The following is an 18,195-nucleotide window of genomic DNA, read 5'->3' on the forward strand; positions in this document are numbered from 1 at the left end:
AAGGGCAATTCCGGCGAGAACTGTCCTGTTTGCGCTAGCTCAGCAAACCATGACGAAAAGCAAGCGCTACGGTATGCTGCCGGTTCTTGGCGCTGAAACGGCGCTGAATTCCGTTGATATACCAGTCGACCGTGTGGTTGGAGATCGATAGTTGGCGTCCAATTTCGGTGGAGGTCATGCCGTCCGCCATCAGCGTCAGCACCTCCATTTCGCGCCTCGTAAGCTCGAGAGCGGAAACTTCAGGGGCATTGCTGAAGCCATGGGCTTGCCCAGAAAGATCGAGCAGGCGCCAGAACACGGCACGCGTGGCCGCATCCAGCAGTTCCACCTGCAAAGAGGGCAATTGCCGATCCTGGCCGCCGATGAAGACCGCACCGATGAAGCCCGCACGGCCATGTACGGGAAAGGCGTAACCGCCCTGCAGGCCGTACCGGCCGGCATCGTGGAAAAAGACGCTCGCCCTTTTGCGATGCATCGCACGCGGCAGGCCCTCCAGCGCTTCCTTCCACTGAAACGGCTTGTGCACCATGCCGATCACCTTGCGGACGGGATCGACGAGATTGTATTTCTTGGCCCTGTAGACCTCCAGCCAGCCTTCGGGCAGATGTTGCGCAAGGATGTGTCCGGTGGAGGCGAGCTCCCCGGTCATCCGCCTGCTGACGAGAAAATATTCGAAACCGTATTCGCGAATGAGCGTTGCAAATTCGGAACGAACGCGGTCGGCGCTTCCCGCCTGGTAACACGCAGAGATGAAGTGAAGAATATCATGCATAAAGACACGTGGTCCGGAGCTTGGCTTGAAGGGAATGACACGAAGGACGTGGTCCCGCGATGACGTCATGTTACTCGGGCGCCGGTCGGTTGAGATTGAACATATCGTCGTTAGCAATCCCTGAAACGAAGATGCGAAATCTTGTGACGGCAGGCCCCGGGAAACATCGGGTTCGGTTTTTTTCGGTTCGCACGCGCGGTCAATCTGTTAAGCCGCCATTCAGACAGAAAGAGCGATAATTACACAAATTTCGCCGTCTCATGCAACCTTGCTAAAATAACTTGCCTTGAGGCCGAACAAACAACCGCTCGAAAAAGACGCTCGGACTGGATTGAAAATTTGACCTTGTTTCAGGTTTACACACGCGCTCTGCGCTATCTGACCGTACATAAATGGCGGGTGACGGTGGTCGTCATCGCCAACGTCATTCTTGCAGCGATCACCATCGCCGAACCGGTGCTGTTCGGCCGGATCATCGACGCCATCTCTTCCGGCACCAACGTCACGCCGATCCTTATCCTTTGGGCGGGTTTCGGTGTCTTCAACACCGTCGCTTATGTGGCTGTCGCCCGCGAGGCAGACCGGCTGGCCCATGGCCGGCGCGCTTCGCTCCTGACGGAAGCCTTCGGGCGCATCATCTCGATGCCGCTTTCCTGGCACCATCAGCGCGGCACATCCAATGCCCTGCACACGCTGCTGCGCGCCAGCGAAACGCTGTTCGGCCTGTGGCTCGAATTCATGCGCACGCATCTGGCCACCTTCGTCGCACTGGTGCTGCTTGTGCCGACCGCCATGTCCATGGACCTGCGCCTCAGCTTCGTGCTGATCGGCCTCGGCATCGTCTACTGGTTCATCGGCAAGTGGGTGATGGGCCGCACCAAGGACGGCCAGGCTTCGGTTGAAGAACACTATCACAGCGTTTTTGCCCATGTCAGCGATTCCATCAGCAACGTCTCGGTGCTGCATAGCTACAACCGTATCGAGGCCGAAACGAAGGCGCTGAAATCCTTTACCGAGAAGCTGCTGAGCGCCCAATATCCGGTGCTCGACTGGTGGGCTTTCGCCAGCGCGCTGAACCGTACGGCCTCCACCGTTTCTATGATGATCATCCTCGTCATCGGCACGGTATTGGTGAAGAACGGCGAGTTGCGCGTCGGCGACGTCATTGCCTTCATCGGTTTCGCCAATCTCCTGATCGGCCGTCTGGACCAGATGCGCCAATTCGTGACGCAGATTTTCGAAGCCCGCGCCAAACTCGAGGACTTCTTCGTACTGGAAGATTCCGTCAAGGAACGGGAAGAACCGGGCGATGCGCGCGAATTGTCGAATGTCTCCGGCACTGTGGAGTTCCGCAACATCAATTTCGGTTTCGCCAACACCAAGCAGGGCGTTCACGACGTTTCGTTCACGGCCAAAGCCGGCGAGACAGTCGCTATCGTCGGACCGACAGGTGCCGGCAAGACCACGCTCATCAATCTCCTGCAGCGGGTCTACGATCCCGATTCCGGCCAGATCCTGATCGATGGGACCGATATTTCGACGGTGACGAAAAATTCGCTCCGCAACTCCATCGCCACGGTGTTTCAGGATGCCGGCCTGCTGAACCGCTCCATTCGCGAAAACATCCGCCTCGGCCGTGAATCGGCCACCGATGCGGAAGTGGTGGAAGCAGCGGCAGCCGCAGCGGCGACGGATTTCATCGATAGCCGCATCAACGGCTATCTGACCCAGGTGGGTGAACGCGGCAACCGCCTGTCCGGCGGCGAGCGCCAGCGCATCGCCATTGCCCGCGCCATCCTGAAGAACGCTCCCATTCTGGTTCTCGACGAAGCAACCAGTGCGCTGGACGTGGAAACGGAAGCCCGGGTAAAGGCCGCTGTCGACGCGCTGAGAAAGAACCGTACGACCTTCATCATCGCCCACCGCCTTTCCACGGTCCGCGATGCCGATCTCGTCCTCTTCCTCGATCAGGGCCGGATCATCGAAAAGGGCACCTTCGATGAGCTAAGCCAGCGCGGCGGACGCTTTACCTCGCTGCTGCGCACCAGCGGCCTGCTGACGGAAGACGAAAACCAGCAGCCCCGGCCAAAGGCCATAGCCTCCTGAGGGCCTGGCTGACGGAATGAAGACAGGGCGGACAGCATGCTGTCCGCCCTTTTTCTTTGTGCGCTTCCCGACAGCCATACCAGATCACAGGCCGCCTATCGAAGAATTCCGGTCAAGAAACTTGCCAGCCAGAAATCGATCTGCCCGAAGGGGAGGACATTTCCCAGAATGGCGACAATACCTGCTGCGAGATTGGTCAATAAAACTCCGAGCACCCCACCAAGCGTTATTCCGACGCTCGTTTTCCGAGGGTAGCGCGCCAACCAGCAGGACAACGCCAGGGAAAGAATGGCGAGCACCGCCAACAGTGCAAGTTCTGTGAAAGATGCGCTGAATTGCAAGATAACTCCCTTCCGATCGACCGACTATTGGCGACTGCTGCTTTTCTCGAAAAGACTGACGACAGTCCGCACCGGACGGTCCGGCACCGCGCCATCAAAGCCTTCGCCAATATGACCCTATCTCGGTGCGGCAGGACCTTCCAGCCGACACCGCGAAGGAGCCCGGGCTTCCGTGCCAAGATCCGACCCGTAAGCTGAGCCGGGGGCCAGGGTAGCCTCATAAAAATTCAGGCCCCCGCGTTACCACGGGAGCCTGAGTTTAAGGGCGAACGGAGACCTGATCGTCTCAGTCGAAGGGGATCACCCGATCATCTGCCGACAGGGCCTTGCCATCGACGGAAACGGAGACTTCCGCCGTGTCGGCCTTGCGGCTTACGACGATGTCCCTGGTCTTACCGTCGAGCGTGATCTTCACCGAGAAACCGCTCCAGTCCTCCGGCAGCGACGGCGAAATATGCAGCTTGCCGTCGGTGCGGGTGATGCCGAGAATACCCTCGACAGCGGCGCGGTAGAGCCAGCCGGCGGAACCCGTGTACCAGCTCCAGCCGCCACGGCCCGCATAAGCGCCTTCACCGTAGACATCCGCAGTCACCACATAGGGTTCGACCCGATAGGTTTCCGACGCTGCCGCATCGAGCGCATGATTGACGGGGTTGAGCAGCTTGAAGCAGTTCCATGCTTCCTGCGCCCTACCCTGCTTCGCAAGGGCGAGAACCACCCAGGTCGCCGCGTGGGTATATTGTCCGCCGTTTTCGCGCACACCCGGCGGATATCCCTTGATGTAGCCCGGATCATGCGGCGCACGCGAGAAGGGCGGCGTGAACAGCCGGATGATGCCGGTCTGCTCATCGACCAGATGCTCCATGACGGCATCCATCGCCTGCCGCGACCGAGCCTCTTCGCCTTCGCCGGAGAGAACGCTCCAGCTCTGACCGAGCGAATCGATCCGGCATTCCTCGCTTTCGGCGGAACCGAGCGGCGTGCCGTCATCGAAATAACCGCGCCGGTAGTAGCTGCCATCCCAACCCGCTGTTTCCAGCGCATTGCGCAGCCTTTCCCGGTGCGCCGCCCATTTGCCGACGCGCTCGGTATCGCCACGCTTTTCCGCAATCTCGATGAAATCGCGCAACGCTCCGGACAGGAACCAGCCGAGCCAGACGCTCGTGCCCTTGCCGCCGACGCCGACACGGTTCATGCCGTCGTTCCAGTCGCCGCCGAGGATCAGCGGCAGGCCATTTTCGCCGGTGCGATGAATGGCAAGATCGAGCGCCAGCGCCGCATGCTCGTAAAGCGTGGCGGATCTGTCGCTGGTCTCCGGCTGGAAGAAGGCGTCATGCTGGCCGGGCATCAATGCCGCACCCTTCAGGAAGGGGATGCTTTCATCGAGGATGACGGCATCGCCCGTGGCCGAGACATATTGGTTGATCGCATAAGCGAGCCAGACCACATCGTCCGAAATGGTGGTGCGAACGCCAGCGCCCGTCAGCGGCAGCCACCAGTGCTGCACATCGCCTTCCGGGAACTGGCGGCCTGCCGCGCGCAGGATCTGCTTGCGGGCGAGATCCGGCTGGTAGAGCAGGAAGGCCAGCGTATCCTGAAGCTGGTCGCGGAAACCGAAGGCGCCGCTCGACTGGTAAAAGGCGGTACGTGCCAGAATGCGGCAGGCCAGCGCCTGATAGGGCAGCCAGTTGTTGACCATGTGGTTGAAACCGGAATCGGGCGTGGAAACCTGCAACTGACCGGTAAAGCCCGTCCAGAACGCCTTGCTCTCATCCAGCACCGTCTGGAAGTCCGCCTTGCGAACATCCTTCACCAGCGCTTCGGCCTCTTCCGCATTGTCGGCGTCGCCGAGAATGAAGGTCATGTGCCGTTCTTCGCCGGGCTTCAGGTGGATTTCCTGCATCAGTGCAGCACAGGGATCGCCGTCGACCTCGGTGCTGCCGCTGAGTGCGGCGCCGGACACGATGCCCTGCGGCGCCTGCGCCGACCCGAAGCGACCGATGAATTCCCGACGGCTGGTCGTGAAGCCGCTCGCCTCGCTGTCGAGCGTCAGGAAAGCGGTGCGGGCGCTATAGTCGATGCTGTAGGGGTTCGACGCGAAGATCGCATTGTTACCAGCATCGTGCCTGCTCAGAATGAACGGCGCAGATTTCTGGCCGTTATTGCCGAGCACCCATTCCACATAGGCATAGACCTTCAGCCGGCGGCTTTTCGAACCCTTGTTGCGAACGATGACCTGCGAGAGCTTGACCGGTTTTTCACGGTCTACGGTCTGCGTCAGCTCCACCTCAAGCGTATCGGCCACGCCCGTCAGCACGGAGTAACCGAGACCATGGCGGGTTTCGAACATGGCTTCGGGATCGCGCGACAGCGCAGCACAGGGCGTATAGAGCTTTCCTGTCTCCACATCGGCGACATAGAAGGCCTCGCCCGGCCGGTTGATGACCGGATCGTTGCTCCAGGGTGTCAGCTGATAGTCGCGCGAATTGCGGCTCCAGCTGAAACCGGCGCCTTCGGCCGAAATATGGAAGCCGAAATTCTCGTTCGAGATGACGTTGATCCACGGATGTGGCGTGGACTGCCCGCCATTGAGGCGCACGACATATTCCTGACCGCTTCTGGCAAAACCGCCGAAACCGTTCCAGAAATCGAGATCGCCCGCATCCTCCACCGGCTCCGCCACAGGGAAGACCGGAACAGGCAGACGGGCCTGTGCAGCATCGCTCGTGCCGTCAGGACCGCGATGGGCCGCAAACAGCGATACCGCGCGGTTGATCTGGTCGACGATCTTGCCGTTGCGCACATGGAGGACAACGCGGGAGGCGGCGAGAAGCGCGCTCCAGGTCTCTTCATCCATCAGGTCGCGGCGCACCGAAAAGACGTGCGGACGACCGCCATCGGCGGGATTGATGCGGCGCTGCGCCTCGGAAATATGATCCAGCGCATGCTGCATGTCCTGCGCATAGGACGCAGCCCGTTCGTTGACGATGACGAGATCGAAGATCACGCCACGCGAGCGCAGATATTCATGGGCGCTGAGCGCCTCACGGGCGATATCCATGTCCATATCGTCGTTGATGCGCAGGCTGAAGATCGGGAAATCACCCGAAATCGCAAGCGGCCACAAAGCGCGCTGCGAGGCGAGGCCGGTTTTCAGCGTTTCCGAATCCGCCCGCAGATGCATGTCGGGATAGGTCAGATAACGGCCGAGATGCTGGAAGGCAGCAGCCTGCTGCGAGGTGACGCCGACATGGCGCATCTGTACCTGCGTACGCGTCCAGGCATGCACGAGTTCATGCGCGAAGGCATCCGGATGACGATAACGGTCGATTGCCTTGTCGACTTCCTCGCGGCTCGGCGCGGCGATCGTCCAGAAGATCACGCTCACCTTCTTGCCCGCCGGCACGCGCACGGTGCGGCGCAGCGACAGGATCGGATCAAGCGTGAAACCATCGGTGCTGGAAAGCGTCGCACCGGCATCGAAAGCCGCCGCTTCACGCAGCGAGCGTCCGCGACCGATGAACTTGGCGCGATCCGTCTCGAATTCCGTCGGGCGCGACGGGCCGGCATTGTCAGCGGCCAGATGAGCGATGACGGTGCCGGGCTCGTTCGGGCTGCGACGGTTGCGCCATGCGCGGATAACGTCGCCGCGCCGGCCGATCTCTGTCTGCACGAACATGCGTGAGAACAGCGGATGGGCGTTGTCGTCATCCTCCGACGCAATCACCGGCTCCATATAGGAGGTCACTTCGATATAGCGATCCTCGGAACCGACGTTGAGCAGGGTGACGCGGCGGCCCTCGGCATCGTGCTCGGTGGCGACGATGCATTCGACCACGCTCTGCAGATCGCCGGTGGTCTTGTGGAACTCGGCCTTGTCGTCGGTGAAGATCGTCTTGGTCTTTTCACCTTCGATAACGCGCGGCTCCGCCGTCGCGCTCCACCATTGTCCATTGGTGGTGTCGCGCAGGAAGATGAAGGTTCCCCAGCGATCCTCCGTCGGATCGGCCTTCCAGCGGGAAATCGCCTGGCCGTTCCACTTCGAATAACCCGCACCCGTGGAGGTGAGCATGGTCGAGTAATGGCCATTCGACAGGAACACCACTTCGCGGTCGCGCACGGCCGGATCGGCAATGGAGCGCACTTCCGCACGCAACAGGTCCGCCTGTTCCTTGCCGGGGGTTTCCGGCTCGTATTTGGCGCTCATGACCGGCACTTCGCGCGGCGCCTTTTCCTGCAGCAGCAGTTCGGCCGCCTCGATCACCGGATCGGAGTGGAAGAGTTCGCGCAGCACGCCATCGAAAGCGACGTTGGCGACGGCCGCAATCGACATGCCGTGATGGTGGGCATAATAATTGTAGACCACCGCGCAGACCTTGCCATCGGGCACACGTGTCGGCGTGAAATCCACCGCATCATGGAAACCGTACTGGCCGAGAGCGCCAAGCTTGCGCAGCTTGTCGAGGTTTTCGAGCGCACCGTCAGGATCGTACTGGCTGGCGAGGATCGATGCATAGGGTGCGATCACCGCATTCTGGCCAAGGCCACGCTTGAGGCCGAGCGTCGGCACGCCGAAGTTGGTGTACTGATAGTTCATGTTGTGATCGCGGGCGTTGAACGCCGCTTCGGAAATGCCCCATGGCGTGCCGAGACGACGACCGTGGTTCATCTGTTCCTTGACGATCAGATTATTGGTCTGGTTGAGGATGCCACCTTGACGCTCCTGCATGACGAGCGGCGGCATCAGATATTCGAACATCGAGCCGGACCAGGAAACCAGCGCGCCCTGCGCACCGATCGGCACGACCTGACGGCCGAGACGGTACCAATGCTCGGTCGGCAGATCGCCCTTCGCAATGGCGAAGAGGCTCGTCAGGCGGCATTCGGAAGCCAGAAGGTCGTAGCAGGCCTCGTCCAGCTCCTTGCTTTCGACGCGGTAGCCAATCGACAGAAGACGGCGATCCTTGCGGTAAAGGAAGGTGAAATCCATCGAGAAGGCGAGGTTGCGGCTGCGGTCGCGCAGCGATGCGAGGCGCTGGCGCAGCGGCTCCATGTTGGTGAGGTCGATGGCGCTGTCGGAAATATGCGCCTCGCAGCAATCGACGAGCAATTGCGCCCAGCGCGTCACTTCCGCGCTCTGCGCGGATTTCACCTCGTGATCGACGTTGGTCGCGAGTTTCTGGATATCGCGCGCAAGAACCGCGAGATTGATGACACGGATCGAAGCGAATTCATGCTCGCGCTTGACAGAGGCCAGAGCGTTCGAGAAGCCGATGATGCGCTCCTCGAGGCGACGATGCAGCGGGCGCAGGTTCTTGCGGTCGTCGGGCAGCGCCTTCAACGTTTCACGCAGGATGCCAGCGAGATCGCCGATACCGTCCAGATTGCCCTGAAGATGCGCGGACGGCGCCTCCGCCCACTGGCGGCAGGCGGATGAAACCGCGATAAGGTGACCGGCGAGGTTACCGCTGTCCACCGCCGAAACATAGCGCGGCCCAAGCGTCTGCAAGGTGTCGGTATGATACCAGTTGTAGAGATGGCCACGATGCTTTTCCATCTTCTCGACGGTCTGGATCGTGTTCTCGATCCGCTCCAGCGTATCGGCAAAGCTGATCCAGCCGAACTGGCGCGCCGAAATGATGGAAAGCAGATAGACGCCGATATTGGTCGGAGAGGTACGCGAAGCGACGATCGGCTCGGGCGTTTCCTGGAAGTTGTCCGGCGGCAGGTGGTTTTCCTGCGGCGTCACGAAGGCCTCGTAATAACGCCAGGTGCGGCGTGCGATCTTGCGAAGCTCGAAGGAAACGTGTTCCGAAACGAACAGTCGGTCTTCGGTTTCAGCGGACTGGCTGACATACCAGGCAACGGCGGGAGACAGAACCCAGAGCAGCGTGAAAGGAATGCCGATCAGGAAGGCGTTGTCGCCCGGCAGTGCCGCAAACAGCAGGCCGAGCATCGCCACCACGGGCGCATGCCACATCTGGCGGTAATAATCGACGATGCTGCCCTGCGCGCTCGACTGCATGCTGGCGGCGGTACGCCATTCCAGCATCAGCTTATGGCTCACAAGCAGACGGTAAAGCGAACGGGCAATCGCATCCGTCATCATGCAGGCGGCATCGGCGATGAAGACGATGCGCAGCGCAACCTGTGCATTGGTGGCGCGGATTTCCGACCAAATGGTATGGAAATGCGCCTGCGGCACGATATCGGTGGAGCGCGGCACGAGACCAGACAGCAGGGAAAGCGTGGGCGCGACGAACAGCGAGAAGATCAGCAGGATCTGCCAGATCAACGCACCGAGCGGATCCATGAAATACCAGCCGAGGATCGAGGCGAAGAACCAGGCGATCGGCGTCAGCGAGCGACGCAGATTGTCGACCATCTTCCAGCGGCCGATGGCGGTAACGCCGCGGGCACGATCGAGGATAAAGGGCAGAAGCTGCCAGTCGCCACGCGCCCAGCGATGCTGGCGCGACACTTCCACCTCATAACGGGTCGGGAAATCCTCGACCAGTTCCACATCGGTCACCAGCGCGCAGCGCGCAAAGGAGCCTTCGAGCAGATCGTGGCTGAGGATGGAGTTCTCTTCGATACGACCCTTCAGCGCCGCCTCGAAGGCATCCACATCGTAAAGGCCCTTGCCGGTGAAGGTGCCTTCCGAGGTCAGGTCCTGATAAACGTCGGAAACGGTAAAGACGTAAGGATCGATACCGCGGTTGATCGAGAAGACGCGCTGGAAGACGGAGGCGTCCTTGCCGGTCGTCAGCGAGGGCGTTACCCGCGGCTGCAGCAGGCCGTAGCCTTCGACAACCCGTCCGGATACCGGATCGATCACCGGACGGTTGATCGGGTGATGCATCTTGCCGACGAGCTTGGTCACCGCATCGCGCATCAGGCGCGTATCGGCATCCAGCGTCATGACATATTTGACATCGGCCGGCACGATGTTCGCGCCACCGAGGAAGGTCGTATCCTTGTCGCCGCGCAGCAGCATGTTCAGCTCATGCAGCTTGCCGCGCTTGCGCTCCCAGCCCATCCAGCAGCCTTCGGCCGGATTGTAGAGGCGGCGGCGATGCAGCAGGTAAAAGCGCGTCTTGCCATCAAAGGCATAACGGCTGTTCAGCGCCGCAAGCTCGCGCTTGGCATAATCGAGAATCTCGAGGTCATCGTCGGACTGTTCATACTGCGCATCGCGCCAGTCGCTCACCAGTGAGAAGTAAATCTCGCCATGCGGATTGGCGAGATAATGCACCTCGATATTGCGCATCATCTCGTCGACGCTGTCGCGGCTGGTCAGCATGCAGGGCACGGCGACCAATGTGCGGGCATCCTGCGGAATGCCGTTCTTGAACTCGTATCCGACCAGCCGGAACGGCTTCACAAAGAAGGTGACGAGCGTGTTGAAGAGGCCGGTCGCGCCCTCGGATGCTGGCAATGCGAACATCAGCAGGAAGGCGGTCACAACATACCAGGGCATGCCGGCCTGCGCCAGGAACCAGCCGACAGCGAGCATGGCGAGCGCGGTAATGAGAAGCACCGGCGCCGCAATCGCAAGCCAGTTGAACTTGCGCATCGAGCGCACGATGCGCTGCGACACCAACGGCCGGTAACCCAAAGCCTTTTCAAGCTCAAAGCGACGCTGGCCGACAAGCACGGAGCCGACATTGACGCGATGGGTTTCATCCGCATCGGCCGGCGTCTCCGAACGCGCCATTTCAACGGCGGCGCGTGCAACCTCGACTTCGGTCTTGGGAGAACGGCGCGCCAGAAGTTCGATCGTGTTGCGGTAGGTGTTGCGCGAACCGAAATCGAGAACCTCGTAGTCGGTCTCTTCGCGCAGAACCTTGTCGATATGGCTGACTTCCTCGAACCACACCGACCATTCGGTATCGTCGATTTCGCGCAGGCTCTTGACGATGTTGCCCATCGTCACATTGCCGGATGCCAGGCGATTATGTTCCGACATCATGACGTTTTCGGCATCGGTGCCGGCAGCGTGAAGACGCTCTTCTAGCCAGGCAACGGCAAAACCGGAGGTCTGCGAACCGTTCCTCAGACGATAAAGGAACTGCGTCGCGAAAGTCGGGTCGTCGACCAGCGAATCGACCTGCTTGAGAAGCGCTGCCGAGGCTTCCGCATCGTTCAGACGGATGATTTCATCGACGACCTCATTTGCCTTCTGGCGCATGCGGCGCGAACGCTCCACGCGGATGGAGATACGGCGAAGATTTTCGATGAGGACGAAACGGATGATCGACGGCAAAGCCCACAATTCGCCGATCTGCAGCGTCTTCGACGTCTGGTAGCCATCCACCAGCGCCGTCATGTTCTCGCGCGAAACCGTGCTGTGGGTATGGGCGACATAAAGCCAGCCGAGCGCCATGACCCGCGGGATCGTCACGCCGCCCACCGTCATCGTCGGCAGCTGGCGATAGAACTTGCGCGGAAAATCGCGGCGGACTTCCTGGATCGCCTCTTCGATGACGTAGTGATTGTCGAGCAGCCATTCCGCCGCGGGCGTTATCGTCGCGCCATTTTCCGCATCGACGGCCGTCGTGCGATAGACCCTGAGGATTTCTTTCTCGTTCTCGCGATGACGCTCGAAGAAATCGAACTCCATGAAGCCGGGAAGGCTGTCGGCGCCATCGCGCGAAAGCGCGGCGCCCGCATCATGCAGTTCCTCCACCGTCATATAGGACGCGCGGATCGAATCGTTGTGATCGATCTGCTTCGTCTCGGAATCACGGGCGGCGGCGGTCGGGGTAATATGAAATGACATCGGGCTCGTATTCTGAACTTTATGGAAACCTGTTCGACTTGACCGGCATTTCGTCCGTGGCGGGAACACACACGAAAATCGGGCCACGCTATATTTATGACTTATCCTGAACCTTCGGTGAACCGGACCGGACGCTGTGCGGAACGGATCGTCAAGTGCAGAATATCCGCAGGCGCGTCATGCTGCAGCGTCATTATTCCGTAATATCTGCGAAGCTGGAGATCGGCGCGGACAGGGCGTTTTCGATGAGGGGAAGAAAATGGCATCGTTCGGCCCGGCAATGCCGTTCCGACCGGATTTCGCACCCTCCCCGATGGCGAAAATTGTTCGCGCAACGTCCGATAATCCCCCGTTGACAACCTGAAGGGCAACACGAACCGAGAGGCCCGCGCTACATCCGAAAGAAGCTAATGCCCCAGGACGTCAATAGTTCCATGCCACCTGTCGCGGCACGATGCAAGCGCTGAATTTCGGGGCATTTCCGGGCAGGCACGCCCCTTACGCATGGCTGCATATGCTGCTATGTCATTTACAAAAGACGCCGGAAAAAACGGCCGAACCCGGGACTTTAAAAATGACCAGACAGACCGCAAATCTCGCATCTTTTGCCAACCATATGCCGGATGTGGTGGCCATTCGCCGCCACCTGCACCGCAACCCCGAAATCGGCCTTTCGGAGTTCAAGACGTCGGATTTTATCGCCGAACAATTGGCGGCAATGGGCTATGAGGTTACGCGGGGGCTCGCCGGAACCGGGGTCGTCGCCACACTCCGCAATGGCGACAGCACCCGCACGCTCGGCATTCGCGCCGATATCGACGCCCTGCCGATCCATGAAGAAACCGGTGCGGATTATGCGAGCGCCAATCAGGGCGTGATGCATGCCTGCGGCCATGACGGCCACACCGCCATGCTGCTCGGCGCGGCGAAGATCATTGCCGAGCGCAAAAATTTCGACGGAACCCTGCATCTGATCTTCCAGCCGGCGGAAGAGAATTTCGGCGGCGCCCGCATCATGATCGAAGACGGGCTGTTCGAACGTTTTCCCTGCGATGCGGTTTTTGCCCTTCATAACGATCCCGGCGTGCCCTTCGGGCAATTCGTGCTACGCGACGGGCCGATCCTTGCCGCCGTCGACGAGTGCAAGATTACCGTCAACGGCTACGGCGGCCACGGCGCCGAACCGCAGGATGCGGCCGACCCCATCGTTGCCGGCGCAAGCATCATCATGGCGCTGCAAACCGTGGTCTCCCGCAACATCCATCCGCAATTATCGGCGGTCGTCACGGTTGGCGCGTTCCATGCCGGTGCTGCCAGCAATGTCATTCCCGAAACGGCGGAAATGCTGCTGACCATCCGCTCCTTCGATCCGGGCGTGCGCGACGAGCTGGAAAAGCGCATCCGGGCGATAGCCGAAGGCCAGGCGGCCAGCTACGGCATGAGCGTCACCATCGATTACGAGCGCGGTTATAATGCAACCGTCAACCACAAGGCGGAAACGGATTATGTCGCCGATCTCGCCCGGCGTTTTGCCGGACCTGAAAAGGTGGTCGAGATGCAGCGCCCGTCGATGGGTGCGGAAGACTTCGCCTATATGCTGGAGAAACGGCCCGGCTGTTATTTCTTCCTCGGCACCGCGCGCACGGAGAATGACCCGCCGCTGCACCATCCGAAATTCGATTTCAACGACGATATCCTGCCGATCGGCACCGCTTTCTGGGTCGATCTGGCGGAAGATTACCTGAAGGCCTGAATGGGCATGAAAAAGGCCGGTCGGAGGAGCGACCGGCCTTTTATTCTCAGATTACCTGACGAGAAAATCGGGAGGATCAGGGAACGAGACCGAAAATGACGGCAGCGACAAAAGCCACGCAGACGCCGACAAGAGCCGCATGAACCGAATCTTTCCAGTTGCGCGGCGACTGGGGCTGCGAGACAAAGTCTTTTACTTTTCCTGCCTTGGAATAAGACATTGTACACTCCCTTCCTGCTCGGCCCTTCAAAGCGGGCATTGCTTATTTCACTTATAGAATAGCTTTATTCCCCACTGTTTCAGTAGAGATAAAATTCCATAAGATTGGCGCATTGGGAAAAATACCGATTGCGACTTGCCCACCGGCAAGCATCAATCTACCCATTGCGCAGGATCAACGCGGTGGAGGGCATTTCCGTTCAAAATCGGTGGCGGGCACGGAAAAGACCATGACGGATATCGACGCCATCATCATCGGAGCCGGGGTGATAGGGCTCGCGACAGCGCGTGAACTGGCGATGCGTGGCCTCTCCGTCATCATCCTCGAAAGCGGGAAGGAATTCGGCTCTGCCACCTCATCCCGCAACAGCGAAGTCATCCACGCCGGGCTCTATTATCCGGCCGGAAGCCTCAAGGCCCGACTTTGCGTGGAGGGCAAGGAGCGGCTCTATGCCTTCTGCCAAAGCCACGGCGTTTCACATCGTCGTTGCGGCAAGCTCATCGTCGCCACGAGCGATGAAGAGGTGGCCATGCTCGCCACGCTTCACGAAAAAGGCGAAGCTAACGGCTGCAACGACCTTGAGCTGATCGATGCGCGACAGGCGCGCCTGCTCGAACCCGCGCTCGCCTGCGTCGCAGCCCTGATATCGCCCTCGACCGGTATCATCGATAGCCACGGCTATATGCTGGCGCTGCTTGGAGATGCGCAGGATCATGGCGCGGCCCTTGCCCTGAACGCACCCTTCGAAAAGGCAGAGGCGATGGGCAATGGTTTCCGTGTTTACGTCGGCGGAGCGGAGCCCACCAGCCTGACATGCCGGCTGCTTGTCAATTCCGCCGGGCTTGTTGCACCCATGGTGGCGAGAAAGATCGAAGGATTGCCGGAGGATGTTATTCCGCAGGCGCGTTTCGCCAAGGGCAGCTATTTTTCGCTGGCCGGCAAGTCGCCCTTTTCACGGCTGATCTACCCCGCACCGCACACCCATGGCCTCGGCGTGCATCTCACGCTCGATCTCGCCGGCCAGGCCCGTTTCGGGCCGGATGTGGAGTGGGTGGACACCATCGACTATGCCGTCGATCCCCGCCGCATGGAGGGTTTTGGCGATGCGATCCGTCGTTATTGGCCGGGCCTTCCCGATAACGCGCTGATCCCGGCCTATTCCGGAATCCGGCCGAAGATTTCCGGCCCGGACGAACCGGCCATGGACTTCCGCACCGATGGGCCGGAAACCCACGGCGTTGCCGGCCTCGTCAATCTTTTCGGCATAGAAAGCCCCGGACTTACCGCATCGCTGGCGATTGCCAATGAGGTCGCGGCACGGCTCGAGGCCTGACCTCAACCTCAGCCGAAACGGGACAGCGCACCGGCCATGATCTCCGGATCGACATTGCCGCCGGACGCGACTGCGATCACCGTTTCGCTTTCCAGTTCATCGCCATGAAACAGTGCCGCCGCCAGCGCCACCGCACCACCGGGTTCGACAACGATCTTCAGCCGGTTAAAGGCGAGAACCATTGCCCGCAGCGCTTCCTCCTCGGTAACGGCAACGCCTTTTCCGCAGAGCCCGGCCATGATCGGGAAGGTGATGTTGCCGGGTTGCGGCGTGATGATCGCATCGCAGACGGAACCCGATGTCGAAACATTACGCTCTATCTTGCCCGAGGCGAGCGAGCGCGCCACGTCATCGAAATTCTCGGGCTCGGCGGTCCTTACTTTGTAATTTGGAGCCTTTGCGGCGAGCGCGAGCGAAATGCCCGAGGTGAGACCGCCGCCGCCGCACGGCACCAGAACCTCGGCCGCGCCGACGCCAAGCTCGGCGCCCTGTTCGGCAATTTCCAGCCCCACCGTGCCCTGACCGGCAATGACCAGCGGTTCGTCGAATGGCTTGATCAGCGTCAGCCCGCGCTCGCGCGACAGGCGGTCGCCGATGGCGTCACGGTCCTCGTTTGCCCGGTCATAGAGCACGACCTCTGCGCCATAAGCGCGGGTATTGTCGATTTTGATCTTCGGCGCATCCGACGGCATGATGATGACGGCGGGAACATTGTGCAGTCGGGCGGCAAGCGCCACGCCCTGCGCATGGTTGCCGGAGGAAAAGGCGATCACGCCCTTGGCGCGCACCTCCGCCGGAAGGCCGGAAACGGCCGACCAGCCGCCGCGAAACTTGAAGGAACCCGTTCTTTGCAGGCATTCAGCCTTCACGAACAGCTTCCGCCCGGCAATCTCGTCCAGAAAAGGCGATGAGAGAAGCGGTGTGCGAACCGCATGGTTGCCGATGCGCCCACGCGCGGCTTCTATCATCGAAATATCTGTCATGTCCTGCCCCTGTGATGCGGATTTGCGGATACATTAAGAGGTCGCAATCAATTGCGAAACCGCCCGGAAAAGAAAAATCCCCGGACGTAGCCAGGGATCTTGTCGTATGTGATCAATGATTGTGCCGGGGCATCTTCTCGGCGATCCGGCGGAAATCCGCGGCCCCTTCGAGAACCGCGCCATCCGAAAGCTGGGTCACCGATTGACGATAGATGCGCTGCCAAGGCGTCGCATCCGCAGGAACGGCGGGAATGCCATCGGCTTTGCGGGCGGCAAGCTCCTCATCCGGCACCAGCGCATTGCACTCGCCCTCATTGAAATCGATGCGGATCACATCCCCCGTACGGAGCCATGCCAGCCCACCGCCGGCAGCACTTTCCGGCGAGGCGTTGAGGATGGAGGGGCTGTCCGCCGTTCCCGACTGCCGGCCGTCGCCGATCGTCGGCAGGCTGGTGATACCCTTTTTCAACAGCGCATCCGGCGGCTGCATGTTGACGACCTCAGCTGAACCCGGCCAGCCGAGCGGCCCCGCACCGCGAATGACGAGAATGGTACGCTCATCAATATCGAGGGACGGATCGTTGATGCGGGCGTGATAGTCCTCCGAACCATCGAACACCACGCATTTTCCCTCGAAAATCCCCTCGCGGCCCGGCCCGCTCAGATAACGCTGGCGGAACTCCGCCGAGATCACGCTCGTCTTCATGATGGCGAAATCGAACAGATTGCCCTTGAGGACGAGGAAACCGGCCCGTTCCTTCAGCGGCTTATCGTAAGGCAGGATCACGTCGCGGTCGGTCGATTCCCGGCCTTCCAGATTTTCCGCCATGGTCTTGCCAGTCACGGTCGGACAGTTTCCGTCGAGCTTGCCCGCCTTGAGAAGCTCCCACATGATGGCGGGCGTGCCGCCGGCGCGGTGATATTTCTCACCCAGCCATTTGCCGGCAGGCTGGACATTGGCGATAAGCGGAATGTCGTAACCGTGAACCTGCCAGTCTTCCTCGCGAAGCTCAACGCCCGCATGTTTGGCCATGGCTGCCAGGTGAGGCTGGGCATTGGTGGAACCGCCGATTGCAGAATTAACGCGGATCGCGTTCAAAAACGCCTCGCGGGTCATGATGTCGGAGGGCTTGATGTTTTCGACAACCAGCTCGACGGCGCGGCGACCGGTGCGATAGGCCATCTGGCCGCGCTCGCGGTAAGCGGCTGGAATGGCACCGCAGCCGGTGAGTGACATGCCGAGCGCCTCCGCCATGGCATTCATGGTGGAAGCGGTGCCCATGGTGTTGCAGTGACCAACGGAAGGCGCAGATTCCAGCGCCGCCTGCAAGAATTCCTCGCGGGTGATTTCGCCAGCGCCGTATTTGCGGCGCATGCGCCAGATGACCGTGCCGGAACCGACCAGATCACCATCATGGTAACCGTCGAGCATCGGCCCGCCGGAAAGCACGATGGCCGGAATATCGACCGTGCTTGCCGCCATCAATGCCGAAGGCGTGGTCTTGTCGCAGCCCGTGGTCAAAACGACGCCGTCAAGCGGATAACCGTAAAGCACTTCCACGAGGCTCAGATAGGCGAGATTGCGGTCAAGCGCCGCCGTCGGGCGCTTGCAGTTTTCAAACATCGGATGGGTCGGAAACTCGATGGGAATGCCACCCGCATCGCGGATGCCGTCCCGCACCCGCTTGACGAGTTCCACATGGACGCGGTTACAGGGCGTCAGGTCGCTGCCGCTCTGGGCAATGCCGATGACCGGCTTGCCGGAACGCAGCTCTTCCGGCGTCACGCCGTAGTTCATGAAGCGCTCCAGATAGAGCGCCGTCATGTCGAGATGGTCGGGATTGTCGAACCAGTCCTGCGACCGCAGGCGGCGCATCGGTGTCTTCTCGTCGCTCATGAACCTGC

The 18,195-nt window shown here is 60.6% G+C and carries 9 protein-coding genes; 3 read left to right on the forward strand and 6 right to left on the reverse strand.

Annotated elements, in window-relative coordinates; genetic code table 11:
- Positions 1 to 34: 34 nt before the first annotated feature.
- Entirely contained in the window at positions 35 to 772 is a 738-nt protein-coding gene (locus CFBP4996_RS12460) for a helix-turn-helix transcriptional regulator (protein WP_080852986.1), read from the reverse strand.
- A gap of 339 nt (positions 773 to 1,111) precedes the next feature.
- Here CFBP4996_RS12460 and CFBP4996_RS12465 point away from each other — a divergent pair, with 339 nt between their 5' ends.
- Positions 1,112 to 2,878 (forward strand): glucan ABC transporter ATP-binding protein/ permease, encoded by a 1,767-nt coding sequence (locus CFBP4996_RS12465; RefSeq protein ID WP_003520317.1) that lies wholly within the window; start codon positions 1,112 to 1,114, stop codon positions 2,876 to 2,878.
- Positions 2,879 to 2,973: 95 nt separating this feature from the next.
- On the opposite strand, the gene CFBP4996_RS12470 is transcribed toward CFBP4996_RS12465, so the two are convergent.
- Complete coding sequence (locus CFBP4996_RS12470) at positions 2,974 to 3,219, reverse strand: hypothetical protein (RefSeq protein ID WP_080852985.1); 246 nt, start codon at positions 3,217 to 3,219, stop codon at positions 2,974 to 2,976.
- 286 nt (positions 3,220 to 3,505) lie between these two features.
- The gene (locus CFBP4996_RS12475; protein ID WP_080852984.1) at positions 3,506 to 12,001 is read right to left on the reverse strand and encodes a glycoside hydrolase family 94 protein; all 8,496 of its coding nucleotides are present in this window, start codon (positions 11,999 to 12,001) and stop codon (positions 3,506 to 3,508) included.
- 574 nt (positions 12,002 to 12,575) lie between these two features.
- On the opposite strand from CFBP4996_RS12475, the gene CFBP4996_RS12480 reads away from it, so the two are divergent.
- On the forward strand, positions 12,576 to 13,754 hold the full coding sequence (locus CFBP4996_RS12480) for a M20 aminoacylase family protein (protein WP_162935964.1): 1,179 nt from the start codon (positions 12,576 to 12,578) through the stop codon (positions 13,752 to 13,754).
- Positions 13,755 to 13,830: 76 nt separating this feature from the next.
- Here the strand turns inward: CFBP4996_RS12480 and CFBP4996_RS12485 are convergent, their stop codons facing one another.
- Positions 13,831 to 13,974: a hypothetical protein gene (locus CFBP4996_RS12485; RefSeq protein WP_003505150.1), complete on the reverse strand. Its 144-nt coding sequence runs from the start codon at positions 13,972 to 13,974 to the stop codon at positions 13,831 to 13,833.
- Positions 13,975 to 14,203: 229 nt separating this feature from the next.
- Between CFBP4996_RS12485 and CFBP4996_RS12490 the strand changes: the two genes are divergently transcribed.
- A complete protein-coding gene (locus CFBP4996_RS12490; RefSeq protein ID WP_080852983.1) occupies positions 14,204 to 15,307 on the forward strand; it encodes an NAD(P)/FAD-dependent oxidoreductase in 1,104 nt (367 codons plus the stop codon).
- Between the two features lie 8 nt (positions 15,308 to 15,315).
- On the opposite strand, the gene CFBP4996_RS12495 is transcribed toward CFBP4996_RS12490, so the two are convergent.
- Complete coding sequence (locus CFBP4996_RS12495) at positions 15,316 to 16,290, reverse strand: threonine ammonia-lyase (protein WP_080852982.1); 975 nt, start codon at positions 16,288 to 16,290, stop codon at positions 15,316 to 15,318.
- A gap of 112 nt (positions 16,291 to 16,402) precedes the next feature.
- Entirely contained in the window at positions 16,403 to 18,187 is a 1,785-nt protein-coding gene (locus CFBP4996_RS12500; RefSeq protein WP_080852981.1) for an IlvD/Edd family dehydratase, read from the reverse strand.
- Positions 18,188 to 18,195: the final 8 nt, after the last annotated feature.

The organism is Agrobacterium leguminum (assembly GCF_005144435.2).
In the GTDB taxonomy this organism is placed as follows: domain Bacteria; phylum Pseudomonadota; class Alphaproteobacteria; order Rhizobiales; family Rhizobiaceae; genus Agrobacterium; species Agrobacterium leguminum.

Bases quoted from the DNA above. Each gene is read 5' to 3' on its own strand.
- CFBP4996_RS12490 (WP_080852983.1), top strand. From the start codon at position 14,204: ATGACGGATATCGACGCCATCATCATCGGAGCCGGGGTGATAGGGCTC.
- CFBP4996_RS12495 (WP_080852982.1), bottom strand. From the start codon at position 16,290: ATGACAGATATTTCGATGATAGAAGCCGCGCGTGGGCGCATCGGCAAC.
- CFBP4996_RS12475 (WP_080852984.1), bottom strand. From the start codon at position 12,001: ATGTCATTTCATATTACCCCGACCGCCGCCGCCCGTGATTCCGAGACG.
- CFBP4996_RS12500 (WP_080852981.1), bottom strand. From the start codon at position 18,187: ATGAGCGACGAGAAGACACCGATGCGCCGCCTGCGGTCGCAGGACTGG.
- CFBP4996_RS12460 (WP_080852986.1), bottom strand. From the start codon at position 772: ATGCATGATATTCTTCACTTCATCTCTGCGTGTTACCAGGCGGGAAGC.
- CFBP4996_RS12480 (WP_162935964.1), top strand. From the start codon at position 12,576: ATGACCAGACAGACCGCAAATCTCGCATCTTTTGCCAACCATATGCCG.
- CFBP4996_RS12485 (WP_003505150.1), bottom strand. From the start codon at position 13,974: ATGTCTTATTCCAAGGCAGGAAAAGTAAAAGACTTTGTCTCGCAGCCC.